The 17288-nt window shown below is 66.9% G+C and carries 15 protein-coding genes; 9 read left to right on the forward strand and 6 right to left on the reverse strand.

From position 1 onward, the window contains the following. Nucleotides 1-43: 43 nt before the first annotated feature. From ACR65K_RS03050 to ACR65K_RS03085, 8 genes are all read left to right on the forward strand, one after another. The gene (locus ACR65K_RS03050) at nucleotides 44-1273 is read left to right on the forward strand and encodes a cysteine desulfurase family protein (RefSeq protein WP_440151286.1); all 1230 of its coding nucleotides are present in this window, start codon (nucleotides 44-46) and stop codon (nucleotides 1271-1273) included. Between the two features lie 150 nt (nucleotides 1274-1423). Further along, the gene (gene mnmA / locus ACR65K_RS03055) at nucleotides 1424-2557 is read left to right on the forward strand and encodes a tRNA 2-thiouridine(34) synthase MnmA (protein ID WP_440151287.1); all 1134 of its coding nucleotides are present in this window, start codon (nucleotides 1424-1426) and stop codon (nucleotides 2555-2557) included. A 268-nt stretch (nucleotides 2558-2825) separates the two neighbouring features. Next, nucleotides 2826-4469 carry an ABC transporter substrate-binding protein gene (locus ACR65K_RS03060; RefSeq protein ID WP_142117026.1) on the forward strand — a complete coding sequence of 548 codons (1644 nt, stop codon included), beginning with the start codon at nucleotides 2826-2828 and terminating at the stop codon, nucleotides 4467-4469. 127 nt (nucleotides 4470-4596) lie between these two features. After that, nucleotides 4597-5688, forward strand: coding sequence for an ABC transporter permease (locus ACR65K_RS03065; protein ID WP_440151288.1), 1092 nt, complete (start codon nucleotides 4597-4599; stop codon nucleotides 5686-5688). Between the two features lies 1 nt (nucleotide 5689). Further along, entirely contained in the window at nucleotides 5690-6706 is a 1017-nt protein-coding gene (locus ACR65K_RS03070) for an ABC transporter permease (RefSeq protein ID WP_056334798.1), read from the forward strand. Continuing rightward, entirely contained in the window at nucleotides 6703-8418 is a 1716-nt protein-coding gene (locus ACR65K_RS03075; RefSeq protein WP_056334801.1) for an ABC transporter ATP-binding protein, read from the forward strand. Before ACR65K_RS03070 ends, ACR65K_RS03075 begins: the two co-directional genes overlap by 4 nt. A gap of 103 nt (nucleotides 8419-8521) precedes the next feature. Beyond that, nucleotides 8522-8929 (forward strand): chorismate mutase, encoded by a 408-nt coding sequence (locus ACR65K_RS03080; protein WP_056334802.1) that lies wholly within the window; start codon nucleotides 8522-8524, stop codon nucleotides 8927-8929. 74 nt (nucleotides 8930-9003) lie between these two features. Next, nucleotides 9004-10011 carry a uroporphyrinogen decarboxylase/cobalamine-independent methonine synthase family protein gene (locus tag ACR65K_RS03085; protein ID WP_056335508.1) on the forward strand — a complete coding sequence of 336 codons (1008 nt, stop codon included), beginning with the start codon at nucleotides 9004-9006 and terminating at the stop codon, nucleotides 10009-10011. A gap of 2 nt (nucleotides 10012-10013) precedes the next feature. On the opposite strand, the gene ACR65K_RS03090 is transcribed toward ACR65K_RS03085, so the two are convergent. From ACR65K_RS03090 to ACR65K_RS03115, 6 genes are read right to left on the reverse strand one after another with little or no spacing between them, the layout of a single operon-like run. Continuing rightward, nucleotides 10014-10727, reverse strand: coding sequence for a DUF4166 domain-containing protein (locus tag ACR65K_RS03090; RefSeq protein ID WP_440151289.1), 714 nt, complete (start codon nucleotides 10725-10727; stop codon nucleotides 10014-10016). A 42-nt stretch (nucleotides 10728-10769) separates the two neighbouring features. Continuing rightward, nucleotides 10770-12062 carry a DUF58 domain-containing protein gene (locus ACR65K_RS03095; protein WP_440151290.1) on the reverse strand — a complete coding sequence of 431 codons (1293 nt, stop codon included), beginning with the start codon at nucleotides 12060-12062 and terminating at the stop codon, nucleotides 10770-10772. Next, nucleotides 12062-13057, reverse strand: coding sequence for an AAA family ATPase (locus ACR65K_RS03100; protein WP_440151291.1), 996 nt, complete (start codon nucleotides 13055-13057; stop codon nucleotides 12062-12064). The genes ACR65K_RS03095 and ACR65K_RS03100 overlap by 1 nt, the downstream gene beginning before the upstream one ends. Then, entirely contained in the window at nucleotides 13054-14256 is a 1203-nt protein-coding gene (locus ACR65K_RS03105; protein ID WP_440151292.1) for a DUF4350 domain-containing protein, read from the reverse strand. The genes ACR65K_RS03100 and ACR65K_RS03105 overlap by 4 nt, the downstream gene beginning before the upstream one ends. Beyond that, the gene (locus ACR65K_RS03110; RefSeq protein WP_440151293.1) at nucleotides 14253-14891 is read right to left on the reverse strand and encodes a DUF4129 domain-containing protein; all 639 of its coding nucleotides are present in this window, start codon (nucleotides 14889-14891) and stop codon (nucleotides 14253-14255) included. The genes ACR65K_RS03105 and ACR65K_RS03110 overlap by 4 nt, the downstream gene beginning before the upstream one ends. Continuing rightward, nucleotides 14881-16392 (reverse strand): DUF7847 domain-containing protein, encoded by a 1512-nt coding sequence (locus tag ACR65K_RS03115; protein WP_440151294.1) that lies wholly within the window; start codon nucleotides 16390-16392, stop codon nucleotides 14881-14883. Before ACR65K_RS03115 ends, ACR65K_RS03110 begins: the two co-directional genes overlap by 11 nt. 179 nt (nucleotides 16393-16571) lie before the next feature. Here ACR65K_RS03115 and mtrA point away from each other — a divergent pair, with 179 nt between their 5' ends. Then, the gene (mtrA, locus tag ACR65K_RS03120; RefSeq protein ID WP_056334824.1) at nucleotides 16572-17246 is read left to right on the forward strand and encodes an MtrAB system response regulator MtrA; all 675 of its coding nucleotides are present in this window, start codon (nucleotides 16572-16574) and stop codon (nucleotides 17244-17246) included. The last annotated feature ends 42 nt before the right edge of the window (nucleotides 17247-17288 follow it).

The following is a 17288-nucleotide window of genomic DNA, read 5'->3' on the forward strand; positions in this document are numbered from 1 at the left end:
CTCCCGCCGAGGACGCAGCGGCAGGCCGCGATAGAATTGGGGGATGCCCGCGTACCTTGACCATGCCGCCACTACTCCGCTTTCGGCTGCGGCGCTCGCCGCCCTGACGCGTGAACTGGCGCGCACTGGCAACCCGTCCTCGCTGCATGGCTCCGGACGCCGGGCCCGCCGCGCCGTCGAGGATGCGCGCGAGGTCATCGCCGCGGCCGCAGGAGCCCATCCCTCGGAGGTCATTTTCACCTCCGGAGGCACAGAATCGGACAACCTTGCGGTAAAGGGCATGTACTGGTCCCGTGTGGCGGAAGACCCAAAGCGGCGCCGCATCCTCTGCTCCGCCGTCGAACATCACGCGGTGCTGGACACCGTGGAATGGCTTGAACGCCACGAAGGCGCTGAAGTGACCTGGCTGCCCGTGGACAGCGATGGCATCCTGGACCTCGACGCCCTCGAGGCCGAGCTTTCCCGGGACCCCGGCGCCGTAGCCCTGGTGACCGTGATGTGGGCCAACAACGAGGTGGGCACCATCCAGCCCATCCGCCGCGTGGTTGAACTGGCCCATGCCGCCGGCGTCCCGGTGCACTCGGACGCCGTCCAGGCTTTCGGATCGGTGCCGGTGGACTTCCGGGATTCGGGCCTGGATGCCATGTCCATCTCCGGACACAAGATCGGCGGCCCGGTGGGAGTGGGCGCACTCCTGCTGGGGCGTGCGGTCAAGCTGACACCGGTGCAGCACGGCGGCGGGCAGGAACGTGACGTCCGCTCCGGCACCCTGGACACGGCCTCCATCGCTGCCTTCGCTGCCGCCGCAGAGGCTGTCACCGCCGGATTGCAGACTGAAGCGGCACGGATCGCCGCACTTCGCGACCGCCTCATCGCGGGCGTCAGTGAACGCGTCCCGGAAGCGATCCTTCGCGGTGCACCGGGCGGCGGCCGGTTGCCGGGCAATGCGCATTTCACCTTCCCGGGCTGTGAGGGGGACTCGCTGCTGTTCCTCCTTGACCTGGCCGGCGTCGAATCTTCCACCGGTTCGGCCTGCACTGCCGGCGTGCCGCGGCCATCCCATGTGCTGCTGGCCATGGGCCTGGACGAGGAGGCAGCGCGCGGAGCCCAGCGGTTCAGCCTGGGGCACGCGTCCACCGAGGCCGATGTCGATGCCCTGCTCGGAGCGCTGCCGGAGGCTTATGCGCGGGCACGCCAGGCCGGCATGGCCGGACACGAGTCCTCGATCCAGACAGCGGGAACCGTGGCGCGGCAGGCGCTGCGCGGGGTGTGAAGGCGCCGGCCCGTTTCCTTTACGCCTGGCGCATTTGTATCCGGATCGCCGATTTGCCTGCCGCCGTAGAATAGATAGGCGAAGATCGTTTCCGTCGCCGGCATGTGAAGCCCGGCCCCGGAAGACACTGTCCCTCAACAGAAAGCCAGCATGCGAGTACTAGCAGCCATGAGCGGCGGAGTGGACTCCGCTGTTGCCGCCGCCCGCGCGGTGGAGGCCGGGCACGACGTCGTCGGCGTCCACCTTGCCCTTTCGCGCATGCCCGGCACCCTGCGCACGGGCAGCCGCGGCTGCTGCACCATCGAGGATTCCCGGGACGCCTGGCGTGCCTGCGACGTGCTGGGCATCCCGTACTACGTGTGGGATTTTTCCGAGCGCTTCAAGGAAGACGTCGTCCAGGACTTCATCGATGAATACGCAGCCGGCAGGACGCCCAACCCCTGCATGCGCTGCAACGAACGCATCAAGTTCGCCGCCCTGCTGGAGAAGGCCATTGCCCTGGGCTTTGACGCCGTATGCACCGGCCACTACGCCAAGGTGATCGAAGACTCCGACGGCAACCGGGAGCTGCACCGCGCCGCGGACTGGGCCAAGGACCAGAGCTATGTACTTGGCGTCCTAACGCACGAACAGCTCAAGCACTCCATGTTCCCGCTGGCCGATACCCCGTCCAAGGCCGAGGTGCGTGCAGAAGCGGAGCGGCGGGGCCTGTCCGTGGCCAACAAGCCTGACAGCCATGACATCTGCTTCATTCCCGACGGCGATACAGCAGGTTGGCTTGCCGAGAAGATCGACATGACCAGCGGCGACATCGTGGATGAGACCGGCGCGAAGGTGGGGGAGCACCCCGGCGCCAACGCATTCACTGTCGGGCAGCGGCGCGGGCTCAAGCTCGGAACTCCTGCTGCCGACGGCAAGCCCCGGTTCGTCCTGGAAATCCGGCCCAAGGAAAACAAGGTGGTGGTGGGTCCCGAGGCGCTGCTGGCGATCGACGAGATCCGCGGCATAAAGGTTTCCTGGGCGGGACTTCCCATCGCCGAAGTGGAAACCGGAACTGAATTCGACTGCCACGCGCAGGTGCGCGCCCATGGGGATCCGGTTCCGGCCACCGCCTGGGTGGAGTCCGCCACCGACGGCGCAGCAGGAAACCAGTTGGTGGTCCGGCTGGCGACGCCCCTGCGGGGGGTGGCCCCCGGCCAGACGGTTGTGCTGTACCAGGGCAGCCGGGTACTGGGCCAGGCCACCATCGACGCCGCCCGCTCGCTCCAGCGCGCCGCGCTTTAACCCGTAGCACCAAAGCACCGTCCCGGTTAACGCCGTGGCGGTGCTTTGGCGTGCAGCGGGTTCTTTTGAGGCGGGCTGCCTGCACCCGGCGTCCGCTCAGTGGGCGGGGGTACCAAAGAAATAAATTTTGTGTTTCAACTCACAGAATTGACCGTCCTGAGGGCTGACTCTCTGATTGAATCTAGGGATCAGCACTGCGCGCCGGAGCAGGGGCCACATATGCCCATGCGTCCGGCACGCACGTACTCATCGGACAGAAAGTTCACAGATGATCAAGAGCACAACGGCCCTGCACCGCGCCATCGCGCTGGCAGGCATCTCCGCCCTGGCCCTGACAGCCTGCACCGGGCCATCGGGCGGCGGAGGCGGCGGAACGTCCACCGGCGGCAGCGCCGGCGGCGGTGCCATCACATTCGGAACAACGGACAAGGTCGTAACCCTCGACCCCGCCGGCTCCTATGACGCAGGTTCCTTCCTGGTGATGAACCAGGTGTACCCCTTCCTGATGAACTCCAAGCCCGGTGCGGCCGAGGTCAGCCCGGACATCGCGGAATCGGCCTCCTTCACGACGCCCACAGAGTTCACCGTCAAGCTGAAACCCAACCTGAAGTTTGCCAACGGCCACGCACTGACTGCCTCGGACGTGAAGTTTTCCTACGACCGTGTGGTGAAGATCAACGACCCCAACGGACCCTCGTCCCTGCTGTCCAACCTCAAATCCGTCGAGGCCAAGGATGACACCACGGTGGTGTTCACCCTAAAGGCCGGCAACGACCAGGTGTTCCCCAGCGTCCTGGGCACCAACACGGGCCCGATCATCGATGAGGAGGTCTTCCCGGCCGACAAGGTGATGAGCGATGAGGATATCGTTTCCGGCAAGCCCTTCGCCGGCCCCTACACCATCGATTCCTACAAGAAGAACGAACTCGTCAGCCTCAAGAGCAACCCGGACTACAGCGGGCTGCTGGGCAAACCCTCCAATGACAGCGCCGTCATCAAGTACTACGCCGACTCCAACAACCTGAAGCTGGACGTCCAGGGCGGCAATATCGATGTTGCCGGCCGCAGCCTGACAGCAACCGACGCCGCCGACCTGGAGAAGGACTCCAAGGTCAAGGTCTACAAGGGCCCGGGTGGCGAGCTCCGGTACATCGTCTTCAACTTCGACACGATGCCCTTCGGCGCCAAGACGCCCGAAGCCAACCCCGCCAAGGCCCTTGCAGTGCGGCAGGCCATGGCTGACATCGTCGACCGCCAGGCCATCTCCGACCAGGTGTACAAGGGGACCTACGTGCCCGCATACTCGGTGGTCCCGGACGGCCTTCCCGGCGCAACCCAGCCGATGAAGGAAATGTACGGGGACGGCAGCGGCAAACCGAGCCTGGACAAGGCCAAGAAGGTCCTGGCAGACGCCGGAGTCACCGGTCCGGTCAACCTGAAGCTGCAGTACAACCCGGACCACTACGGCAAGTCCTCCGGTGACGAATACGCCATGGTCAAGGAACAGCTGGAGAAGTCAGGCCTGTTCACCGTGGACCTGCAGTCCACCGAATGGGTGACGTACTCCAAGGCCCGGACCGCAGACGCCTACCCGGTCTACCAGCTGGGCTGGTTCCCGGACTACTCCGACGCCGACAACTACCTCACGCCGTTCTTCATCCCCGGCAACTTCCTGAAGAACCACTACGAGAACCCGACCGTCACGGACCTGGTCCAGAAGCAGCTCACCACGCCTGACAAGACCGAACGCCAGAAACTGCTTGGCGACGTCCAGTCCGCGGTGGCCAAGGACCTTTCCACCCTGCCGCTCCTCCAGGGCTCCCAGCTGCTGGTGGCCGGGAAGGACATCAAGGGCGTCGAGAAGACCCTTGATCCCTCCTTCAAGACACGCCTTGGCGTCCTGTCCAGGTAAGCACTCCACCCCCATCGGGCTCTGACGGGCCGGAGGCGGGACGCCGCAACGGCGTCCCGCCTTTTGCCGGTCATCAGCCAGCACCGAGGGGACTGCTGGCTCCCGGTCACCACGAATCCAGGTACCGATGACAACTTTGATTGACGCGCCGCCCACTGACGCGGACGCACTCCTACCACCCAGGAAAAAGCAGGGAGGCGGAGGACTGGGCCAGTACATCCTGGTCCGTTTCCTGCTGATCTTCCCAACCATCCTCATCCTGGTCACCATGGTGTTCTTCCTCATGCGGATCACAGGCGACCCCATCACAGCCGCCATGGGCGGCCGGCTGCCTCCTGACCAGCTGCAGCAACGCATCCACGCTGCCGGCTACGACCGGCCGCTGATCGTGCAGTACTTCGAATACCTGGGCCAGCTGGCCACGGGTAACTTCGGCACCACCCTCTCGGACAACCGCAAGGTCACCGAGATGCTCACCACCTACGGTTCCGCCACGCTGGAGCTGTCCATCAACGCCCTCATCATCGCGCTGCTGGTAGGCATCCCGCTCGGCATGATCGCGGCCCAGCGCCGTGACCACCTGCCGGACGCCCTGCTCCGGGTCCTGGCCATCCTGTTCTACGCCACCCCGGTCTTCTTCGCCGGCATGCTGCTTAAACTGGTGTTCTCTGTGTGGCTGGGCTGGCTTCCGGTGGCCGGCCGCGCGGGGACAAGGACGGAACTGTCCCTCACCGCGCTGGAGGCGCCCACCGGCATCTACTGGCTGGATGCCCTGCGCAGCGGGAACATAGATGCCTTCAGCGACGTGATGTCCCACGCGGTCCTCCCGGCGGTGGCCCTGGGCTTCCTGACGGCAGGCGTCTTCCTGCGCCTGGTCCGGACCAACGTCATCGGCACCCTCGGCAAGGATTACGTCGAGGCAGGCCGTTCGCGCGGCGTCAGCGAGTTCCGGCTGGTGACCAAGCACGCCTACAAGCCGGCGCTGATCCCCATCATCACCGTGATGGGCCTGCAGATCGCCGTGATGCTCGGCGGCGCGGTGCTCACAGAGAAGACATTTGAGTGGAAGGGCCTCGGGTTCCAGCTGGCCAATTACCTCACGGCGCGCGACTTCGTGGCGGTCCAGGGCATTGTGGTGCTGCTGGCCGTCATCGTCGCCGTCACCAACTTCATCGTGGATATCATCGCCGCGCTGATCGACCCCCGCGTGAGGTACTGACATGACTGCAGAGACACCCCTGGAACCGGTCGCCAACCCGCGGGCCCCCTTCTTCCGGCGGCTGCCAGTGGTTTCCCACTTCAACAAGAGCGTCGGCCTGCAGCGCTTCATGCTGGTGGTGGGGCTCGTCCTCACCGGCATCTTCCTGCTCACCGCACTGACGGCACCGCTGCTGGCACCCTATGGCTTCGCGCAACTGTCGGATGCCGACGGGAGCTTCCCCACCCAGCAGGCACCCGGCGGCAAGCACCTCCTCGGCACCACCGTGGGCGGGTATGACGTACTGTCGCGCGTGATCTGGGGCACGCAGACAGCGCTGCTGGTCATCATCGTGGCCGTGGTCCTCTCCATCTTCGCCGGCGTCATCCTCGGCCTGGTGAGCGGCTACATCGGCGGATGGCTGGACCGGATCCTGGTCGTGGTGGCGGACGCGATCTACGCCTTCCCCTCGCTGCTCGTCGCAATCGTCATGGCAATCGTCATCAGCGGCGGTCAGTCCAGCCTGCTGGGCGGGATCCTGGCCGCCGCCATCTCCATCACGGTGGTGTTCATCCCGCAGTACTTCCGGGTGATCCGTGCCGAGACCATCCGCCTCAAAGCCGAACCCTTCGTCGAATCGGCCAAGGTGGTTGGTGCGTCCAACATCCGCATCATGACCCGGCACATCTACCGCAACGCCACCCGGACACTGCCGCTGATCTTCACGCTGAACGCGTCCGAATCCATCCTGACGCTGGCAGGCCTCGGTTTCCTCGGTTTCGGCATCGAGCCAAGTTCGGCTGCCGAATGGGGCTTTGACCTGAACAAGGCGCTCGCGGACACCACGTCAGGTATCTGGTGGACCGGCCTGTTCCCGGGCATCGCCATCGTCTGGACAGTCCTCGGGCTGACGCTGGTGGGGGAAAGCATCAACGACTTGAACGATCCGCGCCTCCGCGGCCGCAGGCGGACCGGTGGCGGCAGTTCACCAGCACCAGTGACCACCGAGGCCCTCGGCGCAGAAGTGAGGACGTCATGACCATCAACATTGATCCTTCGCCCAACCAAGGCACTGACAGCGGCCGGCGGGTTCTTGACATCAACCACCTCAAGGTCACGTTCGCCACCGACGTCGGTGATGTCCCGGCAGTGAAGGACGTCAGCCTCGACGTCAGGAAAGGCGAGGTCCTGGCCATCGTGGGCGAGTCAGGCTCGGGTAAGACGGTGACCGCCAAAACCATCCTGGGTTTGCTGCCCGAAACCGCCAGCAGCTCCGGCACGGTCCTGATCAACGGCGCCGACGTCATCAGCGTGAGCGCCGCCAGGCTGCGCCAGATCCGCGGCCGGGACGTCGCCATGGTGTTCCAGGAACCGTCCACCGCGCTGAACCCGGTGTTCACGGTGGGCTGGCAAATCGCGGAGGGCATCCGCGCCCATGCGGCCAGCGAGGGCGCTAAGCGCGTTTCGAAGAAGGAAGCCAAAGCGCGGGCCATCGACGCGCTCCGAAAAGTGGGGATCCCTGATCCCGAACACCGCGTCAACTACTACCCGCACCAGTTTTCAGGCGGGCAAAAGCAGCGTGTGGTGATCGCCGCGGCGCTGGCCCTGAACCCTGGACTCATTGTGGCCGACGAGCCCACCACCGCCCTGGACGTCACAGTCCAGGCCGAGATCCTGGAGCTGCTGCGGGACCTGCGCGACAAGTACGGAACATCGATCGTCCTGATCACTCACAACATGGGCGTGGTGGCTGACCTGGCGGACCGCGTGGTGGTGATGTACCAGGGCGACATTGTGGAGGAGGCCGCGGCGAAGACCTTGTTCGCTGAACCTCGGCAGGAGTACACCCGCAACCTCCTTGCTGCCGTGCCGCACCTGGGCCGCAACTCGGCGTCGGAGGGCCTTACCGAACGGCCCCACCAGGACGAGGAAATCCTGGTAGCTGCCGACAACCTGGTGATCGAGTATCCGGGACGGCTCGGCACGCCCGCGTTCAAAGCCGTGGATGGGGTCAGCTTCACCTTGTCCAGGGGTGAAGTGTTCGGTCTGGTCGGTGAATCGGGATCCGGCAAGACCACCATCGGGAGGGCCATCGCCGGGCTTAACCGGACTACCGGGGGGAGCCTCAAAGTGCTGGGCTATGAGATGCTCAACCTTCGGGAACGCACCTTCAAGCCGCTCCGGAAGGACATCGGCTTCGTGTTCCAGGACCCGGCCGCGTCGTTCAACCCGCAGCTGACCATTGGCGAGTGCATCGCCGAGCCGATGCTCATCCATACCAGGCCAAGCGATGCCCAGGCGCGCAAACGCGTCGGTGAGCTGCTGGAATCCGTCCAGTTGCCGGCCTCGTACGCGGGCCGGTATCCGCACGAACTGTCCGGCGGCCAACGGCAGCGGGCGTCACTGGCGCGGGCGTTGAGCCTGAACCCCCGGCTGCTGATAGCGGACGAGCCGACGTCGGCCCTGGACGTTTCGGTCCAGGCAAAGGTCCTCGAGCTGTTCCGGGACATCCAGGAGGAGTTTGGATTCGGCTGCCTGTTCATCAGCCACGATCTGGCCGTGGTGGACATCCTGTCCTCCTGGGTGGGCGTCCTGTACAAAGGCAAGATGGTGGAGCAGGGGATCGGCAGCCAGATCATGGGAAACCCGCAGCATGACTACACGCGCCGGCTGATCGCCTCCCTGCCCGTGCCTGACCCGGCCGAACAGGCCAAACGGCGGGAGGAGCACCGGGCGCTCCTGGGAATCTGACCCCGGAGGACAACTTCCCGCTGTGAAGCGCCGGAGCCGGCGAACGGCCGGCACCGGCGCTTCACACCCGCGTCGATTCCATCGGCTCCCATAGACTGGAACCATGACGCAGCACAACCCCACCTCTCCCGGCTCCGACGATTTTGATCCATCCGCCAGCTCACTGGCAGGCCACGTGGACGATTCGGTGATGGCTGAACTGCTGTCCATCCGTTCCAGCATCGACAACATCGATGCCACCCTGGTGTACCTCCTCGCCGAGCGCTTCAAGGCAACGCAAAAAGTGGGCTTCCTGAAGGCAACGCACCGCCTCCCGGCCGGTGATCCGGGACGTGAAGCGGCCCAGATTGCACGGCTGCGCCGCCTCGCCGAGGACGCCCACCTTGACCCGGCATTCGCGGAGAAGTTCCTCAACTTCATCATCGGCGAGGTCATCCGCCATCACGAGGCCATCGCCGAAGACCACCAGGCCTCGTCCGGCCAGCAGCCGCAGACCTCCGCACTGGCGTGAGCCGGGAACAGCACCAACCGGATCCTGGCCGGCGTCCGGCCGTTGCCCCTGTCAAGGAAGCCGCAGCCAAGGAAGTGACGGCCACCGGCCTGGGTCCATGGCCCGGCGATGACCCGCTCGAAGCCGCCCGGATCATCCGTGGCGAACTGGGCAGTCCGCATCTGCCATTCCTTGCCGAACTGCCTGACCGTGGCGTGGGTTCGGACGCCGTGGGCCGCACCGCCGCGCTGCTGGAAGAGCTGGCGGTGGATGTCCAGCCATACGGATGGCGGCTGGTTGACCGCCCCGGCAAGGACATGCAACGGGCAGCGTCTGCACTGTCCACCGACCTGAACGTCCTCGCCGATGTGGCCGGAGCCGAGGACGTATCCGCCGGTGAACTGAAGGTGCAGCTGGTGGGGCCGCTCAGCCTGGCCGCCGGCCTGCATCTGCATAATGGGGAGCGCGCGTTGCTGGATCACGGTGCCCGCCGGGATGTTGCGGCGTCCCTCGCCGCCGGAGTGGGCAGTTATCTTCGCCGGGTGGCTGCCGCGGTCCCGGGTGCCCGCCTGGTGGTCCAGGTGGACGAGCCCGATGTCGCCGCCGTGCTGGCCGGAACCATACCCACGTCCAGCGGATACCGTACCCTCCGCGCCGTGCCGGGATCGGAAGCACGCGAGTCCTGGCGCCTGGTCCTGGATGCCCTGCGCTCTGCCGGTGCAGCCGAGGTAGTCGTGTCATGCCCTGAAATCGAAGCGCCGATCGAGTTGGTGCTGGCAGCCGGTGCGGACGGCATCGCGCTGCCTCTTAAGGCATTGACAAACCGGCAGTGGGAGCATGTTGCCGCCGCGGTGGAGGGAGGCAAACAGTTTTGGGCGGGTGCGCTGGACGTGCCTGCCGCCGGTTCGCTGCCCCGGGTTGCCGACTGCGTTCAATCGGTATGGCGTCCATGGCGCCAGCTGGGTCTTCCGCCGTCGCTGCTTGGCGCCATCCGGGTGACCCCGGCAGCCGGACTGGCAGAGCACTCACCGGCACAGGCCACTGCCGTCCTGGGCAGGCTTAACCAGGTGGCCGACGGCCTGAACCAACAGGCGCTGGGATAGGGCTACACCCTGTTCTCCCAGCGGTCCGGCTGGGCGTAGCGGGGCAGGTAGCTTTGGGCGGAGCTTCCGCCGGTATAGGGGCGGAGCCGGTAATCAAAGGCTCCGGCGTACACCAGGACCAGTCCGATTTGGGGCTGGATGACCTTCACCTGGATGCGGTGCCGGCCGTTGCTGCCCTCAGCAGGATCCCACCACTGTTCGGCGTAGGCTTTGGCGTCCAGGGCTGCCGGAAGCGGGACCCGGAGCGGGCCAAGGAAAAGCCGCGATGCCTCTGACACGCCGCGCAGCTTACCTTCCGCAGTCACGCTCAAGTTAAGGTCGGTCACCAGCCGCCGGTAGCGTCCAACGTAGTCCACCAGCTGGGTGCTGCCACCCCGGTTGGTGGCGCTGGTGGTGTCCTGGAAAAGTCGCGTGCGTTCCGGGAAACGGATCTCCCGGCGGGCCGTGAGGCTGGATCGGCCGAACGGATCCTGGTGCGCGTGGTTCTCGATCCGGAACGGGACGTTTTCCCCATACTCGGGGAAAAAGGCCTCTTCACCCCCGGTGAGCCGCAGCAAAGGGCGCAGCCAGCGCTGGCGGCAGCCCACGACGTCGAACGTTCCTTCCCCTACGCCGTACTGCCCGGATCCCGGGACCAGCGAGAAGTACTCCTGCAGTTCCGGCTGCAGCCGGGAGAATTCCCCGCCCAGGGCCTGCTGGTAGATCGGGACGTTCATGGGTGGACCTCCTGTTGGCTGTGGAATGACTGCCTTTGGGTTTCACAATCTACCGGCAGCCTTGAGCCTGATGTACATGTCAGCAAGCCTTGGCGGCAAGTCGTGTGGCTCGGCATCCACCACTTCCACCCCGTAGCGGCGCAGCTCGGCCGTCACCGCTGCCCGCTGGAGGAGGGCCCGCTCCGCCGCAGCCGCGCGGTACACCGCAGTGGCATCGTTGCGGTCGCGCAGCATGGCGCCGAGCTGGGGATCACGGACGGCCGCCACCACCACCACGTGCTGGCTTGCCAGCCGTTCCGCCGCGGGCAGCAGGCCTTCTTCCGGCGCCCCGCTGTCCAGCGACGTCAGCAGCACCACGAGGGACCGGTGTGCCGAAACCGCGCGCACCTCCCCGGGGACCGCAGCCCAATCCATCTCAATCAGCTCGGCCTCAAGGGGCGCCATGGCCTGGACCAGCCGGCCTAGGATAGTGCCCTGCCCGGCAGAGGCGGCCCGCGCCCTGGTCCTGCGGTCGAATGCCACAAAGTCCACGCGGTCGCCACCCCGTTCGGCCAGGACTCCCAGAAGGAGCGCAGCCTCGATCCCGGTGTCTAGGCGGGTTTCGTCCAGGATCCTCGCTGCGGCGGTACGGGATGTATCCAGGACCATCACCAGGCGGCGGTCCCGTTCCGGGCGCCAGGTCCGGACCACGACGGTGGAGCGCCGGGCGGTGGCGCGCCAGTCGATGGAGCGCACGTCGTCGCCGCGGACGTAATCCCGCAGCGAATCGAACTCGGTGCCGGCGCCGCGGATCTGGACGGCCGCCTTCCCGTCGAGTTCGCGCAGCTTCCGCAGCTTTGACGGGAGGTGGCGCCGGGAGTGGAAAGGCGGCAGCACCCGCACCGAGCCCGGACACTCGATGGTCCGCTGGCGGGCTGCCAGTCGCAACGGGCCAAAGGACCGTAACGTCACATGCGGTGCGGCGAGGTCGCCCCGCCGGACCGGCCGGAGCCGGACGGCAAACCGCCTGCCTTCGCCCGCCGGGACGTCCATGTCCTGGACGGGGTTCAGGGCACCGGCGGAGGGTTGCCACCCGTCCCTGAACGTTCCCCGAAGCCGCCTGGTGCCGCCGTTATGGAACGTAAGTACCGCCTCCACCGCATTGTTGAGCGTGACGTTCTCCGGTTCGGCACGCGTCACAGTGACGTGCCGGAGGGACCCCGCGAAAAGCAGTTCGGCACTCAACAACGCCACGAGCAGGGCGATCGTAGCTACTAATGTCAGCCATCCGGGGAACAGCAGTACCGGGACAAGGCCCAGCAGCACCACCGCCACGAAGCGACCGGAAATGGCCATTAGCGCGGAACGGGGACGGAAGCGAGGATGCTGCCCAGGACGTCGTCCACACTGACCCCGTCCATCTGGGCTTCGGGCTGCAGCGCCACCCGGTGCCGCAGGCAGGGAAGGGCCAGCGCCTTGACATCGTCCGGGGTGACGAAAGGCCGGCCGGAGAGCCAGGCCCACGCCCTTGAAGTGTTGAGCAGGGCAGTGGCCCCACGGGGTGAGACGCCAAGCTGGAATGACGGAGCTGAACGGGTGGCGCGCACCAGATCAACGATGTAGCCGATGATTTCCGGTTCCACCGCTACCCGGGCCACTGCCTCCCGTGCCCGTTCCAGGTCCTCCGCGCCGGCCACCGCCCGGACGCCGGCTGCTGCCAGATCCCGTGGGTCGAACCCCGCTGCGTGGCGGCGGATGACCTCGATCTCCTCCCCGCGCCCGGGCAGCGGCATGGTGAGCTTGAGCAGGAACCGGTCCAGCTGGGCCTCCGGCAGGGGATAGGTCCCCTCGTACTCCACCGGATTCTGCGTGGCCGCCACCAGGAACGGCGCCGGCAGCCGCCGGGACACGCCGTCCACGGACACCTGCCGCTCCTCCATGGCTTCCAGGAGCGAGGCCTGGGTCTTCGGAGGGGTCCGGTTGATCTCGTCCGCCAGCAGGAGGTTGGTGAAGACCGGTCCCTCCCGGAAGCTGAACTCTGAGGTGTGCGAGTCGTAGACCAGCGAGCCGGTGACATCGCCCGGCATGAGGTCGGGGGTGAACTGCACGCGCTTGGTGTCCAGGGTCAGCGCTGAGGACAGTGCCCGGACCAGCAGGGTCTTCGCAACCCCGGGGACGCCTTCCAGCAGCACATGCCCCTGGGAAAGGAGGGCAATGAGGAGGCCGGTGACGGTGGCGTCCTGTCCCACCACCGCCTTGGCCACCTCCCGCCGGACAGCAAGCAGCGCCTGCCGTGCGCCGTCGTCGTCCATCGGGTTAAGGACCTGCTGGCCACTGCTCTGTTCGCTCATCGGGTCTTGACCTCTTTCTCGAGTTTGTCCAGTGCCTGTGACCAGGCAACCAGCCGGGCCTCGCTTGCGGGGCGTTCGTTGATCAGGGCCCGGATTTCGGCGGCATCCCGGTCCAGTAGCCGGGCCGCCGCGGAGATCGTTTCCTCAGCTGTGGCGGCCGGGCCCATCCGCAGCTTCCCGGAAAGCCGCACCAGCAGCCCGGCCCGAAGGTTGTCGCGGGCCCGATCAATTGCGCGGGAGTCCTGGTACAGCCGGGCGCGTCCCTCCGCCGTCTCAACCGCTTTGACCACCACCGGCAACGGCTCGAATACCAGGGGGCCATGGCGGCGGCCCCGCCACGCGACGGCTGTTGCGGCGACCAGGAGCAGCCAGGGGCCCAGGAAGCGGGCCCAGTCCGGGGCAAGGTCATCGAGGGTTTCGCCGGTTCCGCTGCCTGCTGCATCCGCGATCGAGGGCAGGTACCAGACCAGGTCCGGCGAGGAGCCGAGCATCCTGATTGCAAGCGCCGCGTTTCCCAGTTCGTCCAGCCTTTCATTGCCCAGCACTGCCGTGCTGCCCAGCACGGCCAGGCGGCCGTCGCTGCTGATGGCAAGCATCCCGGCGGTTCCTGCTGCCCGGAAGCAGGACATCCCGCCGTCGTACACAAATGCTCCTTGCCCGGTGACCTGCCCTGCAGCCTCTGCATCAGGGTGGGAACATCCGGGGTCAAGGACCTGGAAGGCGTCGGGGACAACGCCTGCCTGGCGGATGCCTGTGTCCATCGCCGTCAGGGTCTCCAGGCGGGGGGAAACCACCACCACGCGCTCCGCCTCCGCTTTCAGGAGGCTCAACTGCTGCGCATCCAGGATGCCGTTCCTGTCGTAGAGCAGGAGCGTGGGGGAGGAGCCGGCGCGCAGGTCCTCCAGCGCTGCGTCGAACCGGTCCGGGCTGTGGACGGAAACCCCGTGCCGGCCCAGGATCTGCCCCAAGGCCCTGGCTCCGTTTGGCCCGGCATTGTGGACCGAGAGGGAAACGGCGTCACCCTTGGGAGCCAGTTGCGTGCCCACGACCAGCGCCAGCGCCGCGGCCACCACCACTCCCGCTGCCGCCACGCCACGGTGCCGCCGCAGCCAGCCCGGGATTGTCCGGCCACCAGGCGTGGACCCGGTGGCTTCATCAGCGTTCCGGCGCTTTTCGCCGGCGGTGGGAAGCCCGGTCATGGCAGCGCCACCCCGGTGCCGGCGGTAGCGGGCTTCATGGCGTCCAGGACGGTGTCAAGCTCCACGATCTCCTGGTAGTCCCGGCCGCCCGCCACGCCGTTTCCATAGCGGATCCCGTCGAAAGTGGCCGCTGCCCGGGACAGGCGAACGGATTCGCTGCTGAAGGGAACGGACAAGGCCCGGGCGGCTTCATCAGCGGTCCTGCCTGGCTGCGGGTCCAGCACGCCCCGGTCCTCCGCCCGCCGGACCACCGCACGGAAACGGTCGACGACGGCGTCCCCCCACTTTCCGCCCGCGGCCGCGGCTTCCGCGCGTTTCCGGTAGTCCGCTGCGGCCAGGGCGGTTTCCCTTTCGAAGACGTCCTTGGCCTGCCGGACCCGCGCGTTCCGCCGGGGGCGGGCCAGGATGATGGCAGCCGCGATGATGGCGGCAACGACGAGGGCGATGACGGGGCTGGGCACCGGCGCAGCGTCCCCCGGGGAGCCGTCCAGGGACTGCAGCCAGTCCAGGAAGTTCCGCCACAGGCTGTCCAGCCATGACGGGGCGGCGTCCCGGTACTCCTGCTTGGACAGTTCCTCCGCCGCCCAGCGCCGGGCCTCCCCGGCGCCGGGGATCACGGGTGGTTCAGCGGCCATGGGGCCATGCTCCCGGCGCCGCTCCGTATCCGGGGTACGGTGTGCTCCCGCCCTGGGCATTCCGGCCCGGGATGCCGCCAGGATCCGCCCCGGTTTCCAGTTCGCGCAGCAGGGCGATGTCCAGCCCGTCCCGGCGCATCCGCAGGTCCATGTAAAGCAATGCCATGACCGAAGTTTGGAATGCGTAGCCCACCGCACCCACCAAGGCGCCGACGATCGCAGTGATGATGCCGACGGCCACGGCCAGCGAGGCCTGCTGCCCGCTGCCGCCGTGTGGCGAGACGACCCCCGACAGGACCGAGGACAGGATGCTTGCGGGGATCAGGACCACCTGCGTGATGACGGCGACCAGGATTCCAACAGTCAGGGTGATACCGAGGATGCGCCACCAGTTGGCCCTGGTCAGCCCCCACGAACGGCGAAGCCCGGCAAGAGCGCCCAGCTCTTCGATGACGACGGCGGCGGGCGCCACCATGAGCTTGACCGCCACCCAGAGGAACACGGCGACGAAGCCCATCATCAGCGGGATGACCAGCAGTGCGCCCGCGCCACGGACATTGGAGAACAGGAGCACGACGACGGCGAAGAAAAGCGCCATCGTGGCTATGGCCGCTGCAACCAGCACCGCCGCCAGCCTGACCAGCGCCCCGACCCGTGACCGCACCAGCGACAACATGCGCCGGAAGCCGGTGGGCCGGTTGAGGACTGACCGGGCCACGGGAACCACCATGGCGCCCTGGAGGACAACGGTGATGAATACGGACAGGATGGACAGCAGGACAAAGCCAGCCATCAGCCCGATCCCCAGGGACGCTATGTCGGCGTTGCTTGCGGTCTCCGCCCAGGCCTCGATGGATCCCGATGACGTCGCGAGGAATCCTGTGAGCACCGCCGCGAGGATTGCCGACAGGGACTGCGCCAGGAGGCCGGCGCCGAGCATCGCTTTGGCATTGCGCCGAATGGCCTGGAAGGAGCCGTCCAGGATCTCCCCGAACATCAACGGACGCAACGGGATGATCCCGGGCTTGGGCGGAGCTGAATACCGGGGCCGCTGGGATGGCCAGGCTCCGTAGGAACCGCCGGGATACGGGGAGCCGTTGTAGCGCGGCCCGTCATAGGGGGACCCGCCGTTGGGCTGGCCGCTGTATCCCGGGCTGCCATGGTACTGAAGGCCGGAGGGGGCACCACCGTAATACTGGCCGCCATCAGCTTGCCCGCCGGCCGCCTGCCCGCCGTAGGGGGATGAGCCGGGGTACGGGTTTCCCGGGTATGGACCACTCACATTTGGGTGCTGTCCGGACTGCTGCCACCCGGGTGGTTGCTGCCTGGCCTGTGGTTCCTGCCCCGGGATTGCCTGCCGCCCTGCGGGCGGCACCCACGGCTGTTCCCGGGCGGACGGTGCCGGCGGCGGGCCGCCCGCAGCGGCCGGCCCGCCGTCGTCGTTTCCAGCTCCTGCCGGTTCCTGCCCCGGCTCCTGGGGCTGCGACTCCTGTGGTGACACTGATTCCTCCCCCAATACCAGTCCGCCTGCCCGTGCCTGGCCGGCGGCCCCAAAGGGGCGCACCGGCCACTCGGAGCATGACCCCAAGACTATAGTTCCGGCGTCGGACGGCCTAGTGTCCCGCCATGCCGGAAGCCGCTCAACAGGACAAACCCATCCCGATAAGGGAATATATAGCTATGAAGGCACGCATTCTGGTGGTAGATGATGACGAAGCGCTGGCCGAGATGATTGGAATTGTCCTCCGTAATGACGGCTTCGAGCCGGTCTTTTGCGCTGACGGCGCCCAGGCACTGGACGTCTTCCGGTCCTCGCGGCCGGACCTGGTCCTGCTCGACCTCATGCTTCCCGGTATGGATGGCATCGAGGTCTGCCGCCAGATCCGCGCTGAGTCGGACGTGCCCATCGTCATGCTGACCGCCAAGTCCGATACCTCCGACGTCGTCCGCGGACTGGAATCCGGTGCCGATGACTACGTGCCAAAACCCTTCAAGCCCGCCGAGTTGGTGGCACGCGTGCGGGCACGCCTTCGCCCGGGGGACCAGAAGGCCCCCGAAACGCTTCGCATCGCGGACATCACCATCGACGTTGCCGGGCACACCGTCAGCCGGGGCAATGAGCGGATCTCCCTGACGCCGCTGGAGTTCGACCTCCTGGTGGCGCTGGCCCGCAAGCCCTGGCAGGTGTTCACCCGCGAACTGCTGCTGGAGCAGGTCTGGGGCTACCGCCACGCCGCCGACACCCGCTTGGTCAACGTCCATGTCCAGCGCCTGCGGTCCAAGATCGAGCAGGACCCGGAAGCCCCGGAAGTCGTATTGACGGTGCGTGGTGTCGGCTACAAAGCAGGGGTCTGACCCCGCCGCGCAGGACGGGCAACCGGATCAGCGCGCAACCCC

This window comes from Arthrobacter sp. SAFR-179 (assembly GCF_059414945.1).

Excerpts from the sequence above, each read along its gene's own strand:
- ACR65K_RS03080 (WP_056334802.1), top strand. The coding sequence starts at position 8,522 with ATGACGCAGCACAACCCCACCTCTCCCGGCTCCGACGATTTTGATCCA.
- ACR65K_RS03100 (WP_440151291.1), bottom strand. The coding sequence starts at position 13,057 with ATGAGCGAACAGAGCAGTGGCCAGCAGGTCCTTAACCCGATGGACGAC.
- ACR65K_RS03105 (WP_440151292.1), bottom strand. The coding sequence starts at position 14,256 with ATGACCGGGCTTCCCACCGCCGGCGAAAAGCGCCGGAACGCTGATGAA.
- ACR65K_RS03060 (WP_142117026.1), top strand. The coding sequence starts at position 2,826 with ATGATCAAGAGCACAACGGCCCTGCACCGCGCCATCGCGCTGGCAGGC.
- ACR65K_RS03075 (WP_056334801.1), top strand. The coding sequence starts at position 6,703 with ATGACCATCAACATTGATCCTTCGCCCAACCAAGGCACTGACAGCGGC.
- mnmA (WP_440151287.1), top strand. The coding sequence starts at position 1,424 with ATGCGAGTACTAGCAGCCATGAGCGGCGGAGTGGACTCCGCTGTTGCC.
- ACR65K_RS03110 (WP_440151293.1), bottom strand. The coding sequence starts at position 14,891 with ATGGCCGCTGAACCACCCGTGATCCCCGGCGCCGGGGAGGCCCGGCGC.
- ACR65K_RS03050 (WP_440151286.1), top strand. The coding sequence starts at position 44 with ATGCCCGCGTACCTTGACCATGCCGCCACTACTCCGCTTTCGGCTGCG.
- ACR65K_RS03070 (WP_056334798.1), top strand. The coding sequence starts at position 5,690 with ATGACTGCAGAGACACCCCTGGAACCGGTCGCCAACCCGCGGGCCCCC.
- ACR65K_RS03090 (WP_440151289.1), bottom strand. The coding sequence starts at position 10,727 with ATGAACGTCCCGATCTACCAGCAGGCCCTGGGCGGGGAATTCTCCCGG.
- ACR65K_RS03095 (WP_440151290.1), bottom strand. The coding sequence starts at position 12,062 with ATGGCCATTTCCGGTCGCTTCGTGGCGGTGGTGCTGCTGGGCCTTGTC.
- ACR65K_RS03065 (WP_440151288.1), top strand. The coding sequence starts at position 4,597 with ATGACAACTTTGATTGACGCGCCGCCCACTGACGCGGACGCACTCCTA.
- mtrA (WP_056334824.1), top strand. The coding sequence starts at position 16,572 with ATGAAGGCACGCATTCTGGTGGTAGATGATGACGAAGCGCTGGCCGAG.